The 12,006-nt window shown below is 73.6% G+C and carries 15 protein-coding genes; 6 read left to right on the top strand and 9 right to left on the bottom strand.

The genetic code is table 11. The annotated features are described in order from the left end of the window. Positions 1–41 precede the first annotated feature (41 nt). Positions 42–578 carry an HAD domain-containing protein gene (locus VIU94_RS05265; protein ID WP_331908039.1) on the bottom strand — a complete coding sequence of 179 codons (537 nt, stop codon included), beginning with the start codon at positions 576–578 and terminating at the stop codon, positions 42–44. Positions 579–818: 240 nt separating this feature from the next. Between VIU94_RS05265 and VIU94_RS05260 the strand changes: the two genes are divergently transcribed. Then, complete coding sequence (locus VIU94_RS05260; protein ID WP_331908037.1) at positions 819–1,661, top strand: chaplin; 843 nt, start codon at positions 819–821, stop codon at positions 1,659–1,661. 148 nt (positions 1,662–1,809) lie between these two features. On the opposite strand, the gene VIU94_RS05255 is transcribed toward VIU94_RS05260, so the two are convergent. Next, positions 1,810–2,466 (bottom strand): DUF2293 domain-containing protein, encoded by a 657-nt coding sequence (locus tag VIU94_RS05255; protein WP_331908035.1) that lies wholly within the window; start codon positions 2,464–2,466, stop codon positions 1,810–1,812. Positions 2,467–2,480: 14 nt separating this feature from the next. Then, positions 2,481–2,939 carry a plasmid transfer protein KilB gene (gene kilB, locus VIU94_RS05250; protein WP_331908033.1) on the bottom strand — a complete coding sequence of 153 codons (459 nt, stop codon included), beginning with the start codon at positions 2,937–2,939 and terminating at the stop codon, positions 2,481–2,483. Between the two features lie 87 nt (positions 2,940–3,026). On the opposite strand from kilB, the gene VIU94_RS05245 reads away from it, so the two are divergent. Beyond that, positions 3,027–3,761 carry a DUF7873 family protein gene (locus tag VIU94_RS05245; protein WP_331908031.1) on the top strand — a complete coding sequence of 245 codons (735 nt, stop codon included), beginning with the start codon at positions 3,027–3,029 and terminating at the stop codon, positions 3,759–3,761. A gap of 510 nt (positions 3,762–4,271) precedes the next feature. Here VIU94_RS05245 and VIU94_RS05240 read toward each other — a convergent pair. Beyond that, on the bottom strand, positions 4,272–5,483 hold the full coding sequence (locus tag VIU94_RS05240; protein ID WP_331908029.1) for a pyridoxal phosphate-dependent aminotransferase: 1,212 nt from the start codon (positions 5,481–5,483) through the stop codon (positions 4,272–4,274). Positions 5,484–5,567: 84 nt separating this feature from the next. On the opposite strand from VIU94_RS05240, the gene VIU94_RS05235 reads away from it, so the two are divergent. Continuing rightward, positions 5,568–6,245, top strand: coding sequence for a winged helix-turn-helix transcriptional regulator (locus VIU94_RS05235; RefSeq protein ID WP_331908027.1), 678 nt, complete (start codon positions 5,568–5,570; stop codon positions 6,243–6,245). 55 nt (positions 6,246–6,300) lie between these two features. Continuing rightward, positions 6,301–6,804 (top strand): cupin domain-containing protein, encoded by a 504-nt coding sequence (locus tag VIU94_RS05230; protein WP_331908025.1) that lies wholly within the window; start codon positions 6,301–6,303, stop codon positions 6,802–6,804. Here the strand turns inward: VIU94_RS05230 and VIU94_RS05225 are convergent. Next, entirely contained in the window at positions 6,738–7,172 is a 435-nt protein-coding gene (locus tag VIU94_RS05225) for a MerR family transcriptional regulator (protein WP_331908023.1), read from the bottom strand. The genes VIU94_RS05230 and VIU94_RS05225 overlap by 67 nt on opposite strands. A 50-nt stretch (positions 7,173–7,222) precedes the next feature. Next, positions 7,223–7,975, bottom strand: a complete 753-nt coding sequence (locus VIU94_RS05220) for an SDR family NAD(P)-dependent oxidoreductase (protein WP_331908021.1) — start codon at positions 7,973–7,975, stop codon at positions 7,223–7,225. Positions 7,976–8,018: 43 nt separating this feature from the next. Between VIU94_RS05220 and VIU94_RS05215 the strand changes: the two genes are divergently transcribed. Beyond that, positions 8,019–8,483, top strand: a complete 465-nt coding sequence (locus VIU94_RS05215; protein ID WP_331908019.1) for a hypothetical protein — start codon at positions 8,019–8,021, stop codon at positions 8,481–8,483. Further along, a complete protein-coding gene (locus VIU94_RS05210; RefSeq protein WP_331908017.1) occupies positions 8,480–9,112 on the top strand; it encodes a nucleoside/nucleotide kinase family protein in 633 nt (210 codons plus the stop codon). Before VIU94_RS05215 ends, VIU94_RS05210 begins: the two co-directional genes overlap by 4 nt. A 47-nt stretch (positions 9,113–9,159) precedes the next feature. Here the strand turns inward: VIU94_RS05210 and VIU94_RS05205 are convergent, their stop codons facing one another. The 3 genes from VIU94_RS05205 to VIU94_RS05195 form a co-directional block, all read right to left on the bottom strand. Further along, positions 9,160–10,044, bottom strand: coding sequence for a carbohydrate kinase family protein (locus VIU94_RS05205; protein ID WP_331908015.1), 885 nt, complete (start codon positions 10,042–10,044; stop codon positions 9,160–9,162). Then, on the bottom strand, positions 10,041–10,952 hold the full coding sequence (locus tag VIU94_RS05200) for a pseudouridine-5'-phosphate glycosidase (protein ID WP_331908013.1): 912 nt from the start codon (positions 10,950–10,952) through the stop codon (positions 10,041–10,043). Before VIU94_RS05200 ends, VIU94_RS05205 begins: the two co-directional genes overlap by 4 nt. Positions 10,953–11,065: 113 nt before the next feature. Further along, a partial coding sequence (locus tag VIU94_RS05195) for a hypothetical protein (protein WP_331908011.1) occupies positions 11,066–12,006 on the bottom strand: 941 nt, incomplete at its 5' end.

Here is a 12,006-nt window from a genome sequence, read left to right as displayed (position 1 = left end):
GGGGCGCCTCGGGGCGCGGCAGGACGAGGAGGGTCTTCTGCCTAGCGGTGCTCCTCCGCCCAGCGCGTCAGCGTCAGGAAGTCGGCCTCCCGCAGCCCGCGCCGCGGATGGATCCGCAGCAGCAGCGCCGGGGCGTCGTGCCGCGCGGTCACGTACGTCTCGTCCCGCCGCGTGATCATGTCGTCGACCCAGGCGAACGGCCGCCCCGCCGCCCACTCGAGGAGCGGCCGGGTCTTCCAGTACAGCCCGTCCGTGTCGGTGGCGAACAGCTCGGGCCATTCGATGACGGGCAGATCGGTCGGCAGGCCGACGACCGGGGCGATCATCTCGTTCGCCTCGTGCATCCAGGTGGTCGCCCAGGCAAGTTCGAACGGCAGCGCCGTCAGCCGCGGCCCGTGCGCCGGGTTGAGCACCACCTTCAGGCCGCGCCGCAGGCGGGGGGACCCGGGAGTCTGCCGGGACGACCAGTTCGACGGCCGGAAGCGGTGCGCGGTGTAGCCGCGCAGGCGGGGGAAGCGGGCCGCGTAGGGGTTGAGCGGGCCGTCGACGTCGAGGAGGAGGAGCGGACGGTCGGTCATGGGGAAGCGTTACCCCGAACGGCCGCAGACAGTCCCCGCGCATACCCCGCGCATCCCCCGCACAGTCCCCTCACTGCCCTGTGACGGCGCGGCGGCGGCACGGATGGGTGCCGGGTGAGGTTTCGACGCCATGCCACCCGATGGGGTGAATCGCGCGACGGGCCTCATCCGGACGCCCGGGCTGGGCGTTATTTCCGGTACGGGCGCATGCCCGTGCATACCTCCGGAAGGCAGGAAGCCATGAGGCAGATTCGCCGAAGTGGTCTGGCCACATTGATGGTCACGGGCGGCGCGCTCGCCCTCTCGGCGGGCTACGCGCACGCCGACTCGGCCGCGGAAGGCGCCGCCGTCGGTTCGCCGGGCGTCGGTTCCGGCAACGCGGTACAGCTGCCGGTGCACGTCCCCGTCAACGTCTGCGGCAACACCGTCAACGTCGTCGGCGCGCTCAACCCGGCCGCCGGCAACCGCTGCGCCAACGTTTCCGGCGGCTCCCAGGCCACGGGCGCCGGCTCCCAGGCGACGGGCGGCGGCTCCCACAAGGACCTGCCGGCCACTCACCGGCCCGGCGGCGGCCAGGGCGGTCACGGCGGTCACGGCGACCAGGCCGGAAGCGGGACGAACGGCGGCGGCACCCACACCGGCGGAAGCCACGCCGGCGGGAGCAACGGCGGCGGAAGCAACGGCGGTGCGACGAACGGCGGCGGCGCGACTGCCGACGGCATCGCGAAGGGATCGCCCGGAGTGCTCTCCGGCAACGGGATCCAGCTCCCCGTCCACCTCCCCGTGAACGTCAGCGGCAACTCGGTCAACGTCGTCGGCATCGGCAACCCCGCGTTCGGCAACAGCTCGACCAACGGCCCGGTCACGGTCACCCCCGAGACCCCCGCGCCCGGCAAGCCGACGCAGCCCGCCCCGGGCGAGAACATCGTCAAGCCGCCGGCCCACGCGCCGCACGCGGACTCCGTGCAGCTCGCCGAGACCGGAGCGGACATCGCCGATTACGGGATCCCCGCGAGCGCGGCCCTGCTGCTCGGCGGCGCGATCCTGTACCGCAGGTCCCGGAGCGCCGGCGCCCGCGTCTGACCGGCCGCCACACCCCACCGCCGCTCCCGAACGCGCCGGCCGCAGGGCCGCGCCCCTGGGAGCCGCGCCCCTGGGAGCCGCACCCGTGGGCGAGCGACATCCCTCGGTGAGCCGCCCCCGAGCCGCGTCCCCCACGGGACCCCCGCGCTCACCCCCGCCAGGCCCGGAGTACCGCCTCGATGGCCGGTGCCACCCTCGTCCGGGCCTGGTTGCGGGGCACGCCGCGCATCAGCAACGCGTCGTAGTCCGTGTCGACATGCCGTACGGACGCCCGCACGGCGGCCGTGACCGCACCCCGGTCCAGCGCCCGGCCCGCCGCCGTGCGCCCCACTCGCCCGCTGCCCCGCTGCGAGGCGTGCGCCGCGACCTCGGCCACCCGGTCCTCCGGGCAGCCGGGGAACAGCCGCCGGATCTCCGCGGCCAGGGTCTCCCGTACCAGCACGTCCTGGGCGTCCCGCCGCACCGCGTCCCGGGCCCGTCGCCGGGCCCGCGCCTCGGCGTCGGCCAGACAGGCCGCCTCCGCCCGGACCAGCGCGGCCTCCTCCACCAGCAGGCCCTGGCGCTCGTACCGGGTCCGGCGCCGGTTGTGCCGTAGCACCACCGCCCACAGCGAACTCGCCTCGCGGGCCCGGCGGGTGAGCGCCGTGTCGCCGCGCGGCAGGAAGACCAGATGGCCGAGGTCGGCGCAGTCCAGGCAGAGCGGCGCGTTGAACTCCAGCACCATCCGCTCCAGCGGCCCCGTGCGGCACTCGGTGCAGCTCCGGCGGCGCAGCGGCTCGACGACGACGGGCGCGACGAGATCCATGGCGGCGGCCTCCCTCAGCGGACTCCTGGCGCGGCGGCCGCGATGAAGAGCGCGATGGCCTCCCTCGCCTCCGCCCCGCGGTTCGCGCGCTCCTCCTGGTCGGTCGCCTCGTGGATGCAGTTCGTCACGTCGAAGGCCGCCTCGGCGAGTTGACGGGTCTTCGGGTCGTCGCACACGAGCTGGACGCGGAAGAGGGCCTGGCTGGCCGCGCGGCGTCGCCCGTACGAGGCGTAGCGCGCCTCCTCCGCCGGTTCCGAGCCCGGGCTCTCCTGCGCGCGGAACCAGCGGTCGTTCTGGCTGTGCCGATAGTCGACGAGCGCGCCCGCGAACGCGCTGTAGGTGGCGATCCGTTCCTGACGCAGCTGCTCGTCCCGGGCCAGCACCGCCGTCCGCTCGGTGGTCCGGCTCTGGAACCAGTGCGTGGCGAACACGCCGAGCAGGGTGCCGATCACGGCTATCAGCGCCGTCTCCATGACTGCGTACTCCTCCGGCTCCCGGGCGTGAACGGCGGTGGAAAAACCGTTCGAACCGATGCGCCGTCCCCGGCTAGGGTCGGTCGCGTGGCAACGAAACTCAATCAGATCATCGCAGTCGAGAAAGGCGTCAAGTCCAAGGCCCACCAGGACCTGACGGCGGCGCACCACGGACTGCAGAAGCCCGCGCTGCTCGCCGGCATCGCCCGGACGTACCAGCCCAAGGACGAGGAGGGCGAACAGCTTCCGCCCGAGTCGACGCTGGTGCAGCTGAAGGCGGAGGAGGTCCTGCGGGACACCGCCAAGACGCTCACCCGGCTGTTCGATGTGACCGCCACCAAGGACTGGGCGAACTGCGAGGCGCGCGCCGACGTCGTGGTCGACGGCCGGGTCGTGGTCGCCGAGGCGCCCGTCGCGTATCTCCTGTTCCTGGAGAAGCAGTTGACGGACGTCAGCACCTTCGTCCGCAAGCTGCCGGTGCTCGACGCCGCCGAGTCGTGGACGCAGGACCCGTCGACCGACGCCTGGAAGACCGAGGCGGTGCGCACCGTCCGGACGAAGAAGGTGCCGCGCAACCACGTGAAGGCGGAGGCGACGGAGAAGCATCCGGCGCAGGTCGAGGTGTACTACGAGGACATTCCCGTCGGTTACTGGACGACGGTGAAGTTCTCCGGTGCGCTGCCGGCCCGCCGTGTGAACGAGCTGCTGGAGCGGTTGGAGAAGCTCCAGCAGGCCGTGAAGTTCGCCCGTGAGGAGGCGAACGCCACGGAGGTCGTCGACCAGCGCGTCGGCGACGCCGTCTTCGGCTACCTCTTCGGGTAGCGAAGACCCCATGGACTCCCCGGCCACAGTGAACCTCGGTCGGGGTGCGCGAGGAGCGCAAAGCTGAAACTGAAGCTTGTCGTGAAAACCGCGGTCGAGTTGGAGGTTCGAGTCCTCCTCCCGGCATTCATCTCCTGCCGGGATGGCCCAATCGGTAGAGGCGGGCCGCGATCAATCTCAGACTATTGCTCCAGACTCAGCATTCGCCGCTCATCGCCGGATCGATCGGGCCCGGGCCCGACACGTCGAGTTGCCGGTTCGACTCCGGCCCGCGGAGCTCGATCTGCGGTGGTTTAAAGGTAGAACGCGACGTCATGACACTGACCCGGACTCTCAAGCGTGCCGGCGTGTGAATGTGAGCGGCACTGAAAGGGCTCGGGGGTTGGCTACGCCCCCGGGCCCGCTCCCTTTTCCGGCGGGCTTTCGACGTCCGCTTTCCGGCGTCCCTTTCCGGCGTCCCTTTCCGGCGTCCGCTTTCCGACGTCCGTCTCCGGTGTCCGTTTCGTGTCTCTACTGCCGGTAGCCGCTGAGGAAGCGGCCGATGCGGCTGACGGCGGCGTCGAGGTCGTCGGCGTACGGCAGGGTGAGGATCCGGAAGTGGTCCGGGCGGGGCCAGTTGAAGCCGGTGCCCTGCACGACCTGGATCTTCTCGCGCAGCAGCAGGTCCAGGACGAACTTCTCGTCGTCGTGGATGGGGTGCACCTTCGGGTCCAGGCGGGGGAAGGCGTACAGCGCGCCCTTCGGCTTCACGCACGAGACGCCGGGGATCTCGTTGAGCTTCTCCCAGGCCTTGTCGCGCTGCTCGTGCAGCCTGCCGCCGGGGGCGGTGAGCTCGTGGATCGACTGCCGGCCGCCGAGCGCGGCCTGGATGGCGTACTGGGCGGGCGCGTTGGGGCACAGCCGCATGGAGGCGAGCATCATGAGCCCCTCCAGGTAGCTCTTCGCGTGCTGCCGCGGGCCGCTGACGACCAGCCAGCCGGAGCGGAAGCCGGCGACGCGGTACGTCTTCGACAGCCCGCCGAAGGTGAGGACGACCAGGTCGGGCGCGAGGCTCGCGGCCGGGTAGTGGACGGCGTCGTCGTAGACGATCTGGTCGTAGATCTCGTCGGCGAAGACCATCAGGCCGTGGCGGCGGGCCAGGTCGAGGATGCCCTCGACCAGCTCCTTCGGGTAGACCGCGCCGGTGGGGTTGTTGGGGTTGATGATCACGACGGCGCGGGTCCGGTCGGTGATCTTCGCGGCCATGTCGTCCAGGTCCGGGTACCAGTCGGCCGACTCGTCGCACAGGTAGTGCACCGGCTTGCCGCCCGCCAAGGTGGTGACGGCGGTCCACAGGGGGAAGTCCGGGGCCGGGATCAGGACTTCGTCGCCGTCCTCCAGGAGGGCCTGCACGGCCATGGAGACCAGCTCGGAGACGCCGTTGCCGAGGAAGACGTCGTCGACGTCGACATCCGGCAGGCCCATGGCCTGGTAGCGCTGGGCGACCGCGCGGCGGGCCGAGAGCACGCCCCGGGAGTCGGTGTAGCCGTGCGCCTTGGGGAGCATCCGGATCATGTCCTGGACGATCTCCTCGGGGGCCTCGAAGCCGAAGAGGGCCGGGTTTCCGGTGTTGAGGCGCAGGACGCTGTGGCCCGCCTCCTCCAGCGCGTTGGCCTGCTCGATCACCGGGCCGCGGATCTCGTAGCAGACCTCGCTGAGCTTGCTCGACTGCCGGAATTCCATGCGACTGCCTCCCCAGAAGTGCTGTTGCTTGGTTTTACCAAGTTCGAGCTTGGAAAGTCCAACAACTTGTCTAGACTGCGTCCCATGCCACGTCAGCCAAGCCGCCCACGCCGCCGAAGCTACGACCAGTACTGCGCCGCCGCCCGGGCCCTCGACGCCGTGGGCGACCGCTGGACGCTGCTGATCGTCCGCGAACTCCTCGCCGGACCCCGGCGCTACACCGACCTGCACGCCGATCTGCCGGGCGTCAGCACGGACATGCTGGCCGGCCGGCTCAAGGACATGGAGCGCGACGAGCTGGTCACCCGCCGCCGGCTCGCGCCGCCTGTCTCCGCGTACGTCTACGAACTCACCGAGCGCGGACGGGCGCTGCTGCCGGTCCTGCGCGCGCTCGCCGAGTTCGGCGCGCCCGAGCTCGGCGAGCCCCGGCCGACCGACGCGGTCCGCGCGCACTGGTTCGCGATCCCGCTGCTGCGGGCGCTGGAGGCAGGGGCGGGGCGCGTCGTCCAAGTGACACTGGACGAGGGGGAGTTCCATGTACGGCTCGGGGGTGGCGGTGTCGCGCCTGGGTACGGTGACGGGCCCGCCGCCGACGCCGACGCGCACCTGCGGACGGACGCGGCCACCGCTCGGGCCCTGGCGAGCGGTGAGCTGACGCTGGAGGAGGCCGTCGCCGCGGGCCGCGCCGAACTGATGGAAGTCGAGGAACTCGCCGAACTCGCCGAGCGCACCGCCCCGGAGGCCACGCTCCAGGTAACGTAGGGACGTTTTGCGGTCGTTGATCAAGCGGCCGGTCCGAGGAGTTGGAGGGGTTTCCATGGTTCAGGGGATACGTGAGGGCCTGCGCGGCCGGCGGCTGTCCGGCGGACGGCTGCGCAAGGCGCTGCTCGTCGCGGGCACGGTCGCCGCGGTGGCGGTCGTCCCGTCCGCCGCGATCGCCACGCCCGGCACCGGCGTGACCGGCACGGTTCTGGGCAAGGGCACCTCGGACGGCACGCTGAAGCTCAAGCCGGCCATCGGCGCCACCGACGTGACCGTCCGGACCATCACCATCGCGCCCGGCGGCACCACCGGCTGGCACCACCACCCCGGCCAGGTCATCGCCGTCGTCCAGTCCGGCACCCTGACCCGCACCCTCGACGACTGCTCGCTCGAGGTGAACACCGCGGGCGAGGGCTTCGTCGAGCCCGCCGGCCCCAAGCACACGCACATGGGACGCAACCTCGGCACCGAGCCCGTCGTCCTGTACGTGACCTACCTGCTGCCCGCGGGTTCCCCGCTCTCCGTGGACGAGGAAGCCCCGGACTGCACCCAGGGCTGACGCCCTGCTTGTGCCGCCGCTGCCGGGGACATGGCCAGGGCCGCCGCCAGTCGGTCCCTGGCCTCCGTCTGCGCCGCGATCCGCGCGTCCAGGACGGCCAGCCGCTCGCGGGCGATGTCGAGCCCGCGGGCGGACGGCGGCGTGCCCGGCAGGTCGCCGTCCAGGCAGGCCCGGAAGGCGGCGACGTCCTCCAGGGTCAGGCCCGCGTCGAGCAGGTGGCGGATGTTGCGCACCCGGACGACGGCACCTGCCTCGTACACCCGGTAGCCGTTGGCAGCACGGGCCGACGAGATCAGCCCGGCCTCCTCGTAGTGGCGCAGTGCCCGGGCCGTCGTGCCGGTGGCGCGCGCGAGTTCGCCGATGCGCAAGGTCCCTGCCTCCCGGGAGATTCGTCCTCGCGCAGTCGTATCACGGCATGTCAGGCCACGAGTGCGCCGCCGTCCACGGGCAGGACGGTCCCGGTCAGGAAACCGGCGTCGGGGGAGGCGAGGGACGTGATCGCCCATGCGACCTCCTCGGGGCGGCCGACGCGGCCCAGCGGGGTGTGGGCGAGCTGCCACTCCCGTACCGCCGCGCGCTGTTCGGCGGACAGTCCCATGTGGTCGGCGATCGGGGTCTCCACCGCGCCCGGCGCGACCGCCACGACCCGGACGCCGCGCGGGGCGAGTTCCACGGCCCAGCAGCGGGTCAGGCTCTCCAGGGCGCTCTTCGTCGCCGGGTAGACCGAGTTGTTCGGCCAGCCGCGCTGCCCGACGGTGGTGGTGACGTTGACGACGACGCCGCCGGACGCCTCCAGGGCGGGCACGGCGGCCTGGGTGAGCAGGATCGGCGCGACGAGGTTCGTCTCGACGAGCGGGCCGATCACGGAGCGGTCCAGCGTGCCGAGCGGGCCGCCGGTGGCGATCCCGGCGTTGTTGACGAGGACGTCGAGTCGGCCGTGGGCGTCGAGGCACGCGGCGACGGTCTGCTCGGGCGCGCCGTCGGCGGTGATGTCGGCGACGAGCGGGCGGATGCCGGGGCGACCCTCGGCGGTCTCCTCCAGCGGGGCGTGCCTGCGGCCGACGGCCACGACCGTCGCGCCGCCGGCGGCGAAGGCCCGGGCGGTGGCCCGGCCGATGCCGGTGCCGGCGCCGGTGACGAGGACGACTCTGTTCTGCGCTGTGCTGTTCATAAACCCGATGCTCGAACCCTGCCGCCAATGGCAAGGTCAAGCCGTGATCCAGGAATTGTGGGCGGCGCTCCCGCTCGACGTGCGGGAGCGGGTCGACGCGTGCGTCGTGCGGCGTCGCCGTATTGAGGCCCTCCAAGTCATCCGCTCGACGGTCGCGGGGACCGGGATCCACGAGGGCCTGGAGCTGGTTCTCGCCCGTACGGAGATCCTCGCCGACAGGCTGGAACCGCTGCCGGCGCAGGATCTGGACACGCTGACGGGCCTCGCGCGGGAGCTGCCCGGCGGGCCGCCGGTCGCCCTGCGGCTCGAGTGGGACGGCGACACCTTCGGCTGGATGCTGGAGCTGGGCGCCGTTCTCGCGGGCACGGAAGGCGAGGGCAGGGCGCTCGCGCTGTGGCGCGAGGGCGACTGGACCGAGCCGCTGGCGACCGCGGCGGCCCTCGCGGAACGGCTCGGAGTGCCCCTGCACGGCCCCGGCGACGACGGACCGGCAGGATGGGCCGGGTGAGATTCGAACCGATCACCTGGGAGCGGCTGTCCGACGCCGTCGCCGGACACGTCGACGCGGCCGCGCCGGGCGACGGCAGCGCGTGGCTCAAGGTAGGGATCGACGGCGCGCCCGCCGCCCCGACCGCGCAGACGGCGGAGCGGATCGCGAACGTGCTGCGGCTGCGCGGCCGGTCGGTGCTGGTCGTCGGGACGGGCGGCTTCCTGCGGCCGGCGTCGCTGCGGTACGAGTACGGCAAGCAGGACCCGGACGCGTACTACAGCGGCTGGTTCGACACCGGCGCGCTGTGGCGCGAGGTGTTCGGCCCGCTGGAGGCGGGCGGCACCGGGCGCGTCCTCCCCGACCTGTGGGACCCGACCACGGACCGCGCCACCCGCAGCCCGTACACGGAACTGCCGGCCGGCGGCGTGCTTGTGCTGCACGGCCCGTTCCTCCAGGGCCACTGGTTCCCCTTCGATTTGACCGTCCACCTGCGCCTGTCCCCCGCCGCGCTCGCCCGCCGCACGGAGGAACGCTGGACCCTGCCCGCGTTCGAGCGCTACGAGAGCGAGGTCGGCCCGAGCGACGCGGCCGACGTGGTGGTGCGGGTCGACGACCCGCGACATCCGGCGTGGGGCGGGCTGCACTGAGCGTCGCCCGCTCCGGGTCCGGGCCCTCCGGGCGGCGTACGGGCGGCCTACGGGCGGCCGCCCACCCTTCGTACCGCCGTCGCGCCCGCACGGCAGCCGGCCTCCGCTGCCGCGGCCGGGGTTGCGCCTGCCAGGCGGGCCGCGAGGAACGCGCCGGTGAACGCGTCGCCCGCGCCTGTGGAGTCCACCGGGCGCACCGACAGCGCGGCGGCTCGCGCCGTCACCTCGCCGGCCTCGGCGATCAGCGCGCCCCCCGCTCCCAGCGTCATCGCGACCAGGGGGAATCTGTCGCTCAACGCCAGGGCCGCCGCCTCCGGTTCGGCCAGGCCCGTCAGCAGCCGGGCCTCGTCCGCGTTCGGCAGCAGCACGGCCGCGCCGTCCGCCGCGGAGAGGAAGCGCGCCACGCCCAGCTCCTTCAGAAAGCCCGCCGACGCCGGGTCCACGCTCACCGGCACCCCTGCGGCCCGCGCGTCGCCCAGCGCGGCCAGCGCCGTGCCGCGGCTGGTGTCCGCGAAGAAGAGATACCCCGAGAGGTGCAGATGGCCCACGCCCTCCAGCAGATCCGGCGACCAGTCGCCAGGGGCGAGGCGCAGCGCCGCCCCGCTGTCGGTGAGGAACGTGCGCTCGGCGGACGCGTCCACCAGCGCTATCACCGTGGCCGTCGGGGCGGCCGGGTCGGGGACCAGGAGTGGGCGCACCCCGGCCCGGCGCAGCGCGCTGCCGTGCCAGTCGACGTCCGCGGCCCCGACCCGCCCGAGCAGCCGGACGTCCGGGCATCCCGAACGGGCCGCCCAGCACGCCGCGTTGGCCCCCGCGCCGCCCGGCAGCGTACGGATCTCCGCCGCCGTGTCCGTCGCCGCCGCGAGCGGCTCCCGATGCCGGGCGACCACATCGGTCACCACGTCCCCGACGACGAGCAGCGCACCCGTCACGCGTACGCCGCCGCGATCCGGGCCGCCAGCCACACGTTGCCGCGGACCGCAGCCAGGTTCGCCTCCAGGGAGGCGCCGGCTGTGTGCTTCGTCAGGTACTCCAGGAGGAACGGCGTCACCGCCTGGCCCGTGATGCCGCGCTCGGCGCACTCGTCGAGGGCCGCGCCCAGGACTCGGTCGTGTACGGCCGGGTCCAACTGCTCGGCCTCCGGGACCGGGTTGGCGACGATCAGGGCCGCGTCCGGGCCGCCCAACGCGTCCTGGGCGCGCAGTACCGCGGCGACCGCCTCGGGCGAGTCCACCGTCCAGTCCACGCGTTCGCCGGACGAGGTCAGGTAGAAGCCGGGGAAGCGGTCCGTCCGGTAGCCCACGACCGAGACGCCCAGCGTCTCCAGGCGCTGCAGCGTCGCCGGCACGTCGAGGATCGACTTGACGCCCGCGCAGACCACCGTGATCCCGGTCCGCGCCAGCAGCCGCAGGTCGGCGGACTCGTCCTGGGTCTCCGTCCAGCCGCGGTGCACCCCGCCGAGCCCGCCGGTCGCGAAGATCCTGATGCCGGCCAGCTCGGCGAGGAACGCCGTCGCGGACACCGTCGTCGCCCCGCTCGCCCCGGCCGCCAGGGCCGGGGCGAGGTCGCGGTGCCCCAGCTTGCGTACCGAGAGATCCGTGGCGACCCGCTCCAGCTGCTCCTTGCCCAGGCCGACGAAGGCCTTGCCGTCGAGCACGGCCACCGTCGCGGGGACCGCGCCGCCCTCCCGTACCAGCGCCTCCAGTTCCTCCGCCACCGCGAGATTGCGTGGGCGCGGCAGCCCGTGCGCGATGATCGTCGACTCCAGGGCGACGACCGGCCGCCCCGCGGCCAGCGCCTCCCGCACCTCTTCGGACAGTACGACTGTGGTCTCAGGCATGTCCCATCCCTGGCGCGGCGGCCCATCCGCCAAACCTCACGCGACGGGACATCCCCCGAACCTCAGCCCCCTCCCACCCCGCGATCCCTTTGCCGCGCCACATCTCCCAAACCTCAGCCGCACCCCGGCAGCCCCGGCAGTCGGTCCGCGCGGACCACCTGGATCACCGCCCGCGCGCCGGCCGTCTTGGCGTTCCCCTCGCTGTACGCCACCGCCAGCGTGCCGTCGGCCCCCTGCGCGTACCCGTAGGGCGGGGTGATCGGCGTGTACGAGCCGGCCGTCAGATCCAGGGCGTACGAGGTCTCCGGGGTGCGCCAGGTGACCAGCCGTCCGTTGACCCGGACCTGGTCGACGCCGTCCGCACCGGGGGAGCGGGTCACCGCCGCGACCGGGCGGGCGTCGCCGGTCCGCCACACCATCAGCCGCTGCTGCTGCTCGCCCGCCACCCACGCCCACGTCGTGCCGTCGGAGGCGATGGCGCGGACGTCGCGCAGCGCGGCGATCGGGGCGGGCAGCGGGGCGGGCCGCAGCGTCGACCGGGACACGGCGGTCAGCCGGGTGCCCGCGCCGGCCGATTCGCGCCAGACCAGCAGCTCGCCGACGACGAACGGCGCGTCCATCACGCCCGTGTGCACGGCGCGCGGCGCGCCCCCGGCCACTGGGGCCGCGTACACGGTCGCCCGGCCGCCGCCGACGCCCTGCGCCCAGTGGACGGTGGAGTCGCGCAGCACCGGCCGGGGCAGCGGACCCGGCCGGGCGGCGCGCGCGAGACGGCGCGCCTTTCCGGTGCCGGAGTCCCACACGTACAGGCTCCACGGGCTGTCGAGGGTCCGGCCCTCCAGGACGGCGAGGACGGCGTGCCGGCCGTCGAAGTCGGCGGCGAGCAGCTGGTGCTCGACCGGGTCGGCGAGGGTGAGCAGCGTACGCGGCGGTCCGCTGTCGGTGACGAGCGCCGCGCGTCGCCGCCCGCCCTCGGTGAGCTGTACGGCGGTCCAGCCGGGACCGGCGTCGGTGAGCGCCGCCCGCGCTCCGCCCGGCGGGCGCAGCGCGCCCG

Origin of the sequence: Streptomyces sp. (assembly GCF_036566765.1) — a bacterium.
Taxonomy (GTDB): Bacteria; Actinomycetota; Actinomycetes; order Streptomycetales; family Streptomycetaceae; genus Streptomyces.
This window is presented reverse-complemented; position numbering and strand designations above follow the sequence as displayed.

Coding starts and splice junctions, on each gene's coding strand:
- VIU94_RS05265 (WP_331908039.1), bottom strand. CDS start 578: ATGACCGACCGTCCGCTCCTCCTCCTCGACGTCGACGGCCCGCTCAAC.
- VIU94_RS05260 (WP_331908037.1), top strand. CDS start 819: ATGAGGCAGATTCGCCGAAGTGGTCTGGCCACATTGATGGTCACGGGC.
- VIU94_RS05255 (WP_331908035.1), bottom strand. CDS start 2,466: ATGGATCTCGTCGCGCCCGTCGTCGTCGAGCCGCTGCGCCGCCGGAGC.
- kilB (WP_331908033.1), bottom strand. CDS start 2,939: ATGGAGACGGCGCTGATAGCCGTGATCGGCACCCTGCTCGGCGTGTTC.
- VIU94_RS05240 (WP_331908029.1), bottom strand. CDS start 5,483: ATGGAATTCCGGCAGTCGAGCAAGCTCAGCGAGGTCTGCTACGAGATC.
- VIU94_RS05235 (WP_331908027.1), top strand. CDS start 5,568: ATGCCACGTCAGCCAAGCCGCCCACGCCGCCGAAGCTACGACCAGTAC.
- VIU94_RS05230 (WP_331908025.1), top strand. CDS start 6,301: ATGGTTCAGGGGATACGTGAGGGCCTGCGCGGCCGGCGGCTGTCCGGC.
- VIU94_RS05220 (WP_331908021.1), bottom strand. CDS start 7,975: ATGAACAGCACAGCGCAGAACAGAGTCGTCCTCGTCACCGGCGCCGGC.
- VIU94_RS05200 (WP_331908013.1), bottom strand. CDS start 10,952: ATGCCTGAGACCACAGTCGTACTGTCCGAAGAGGTGCGGGAGGCGCTG.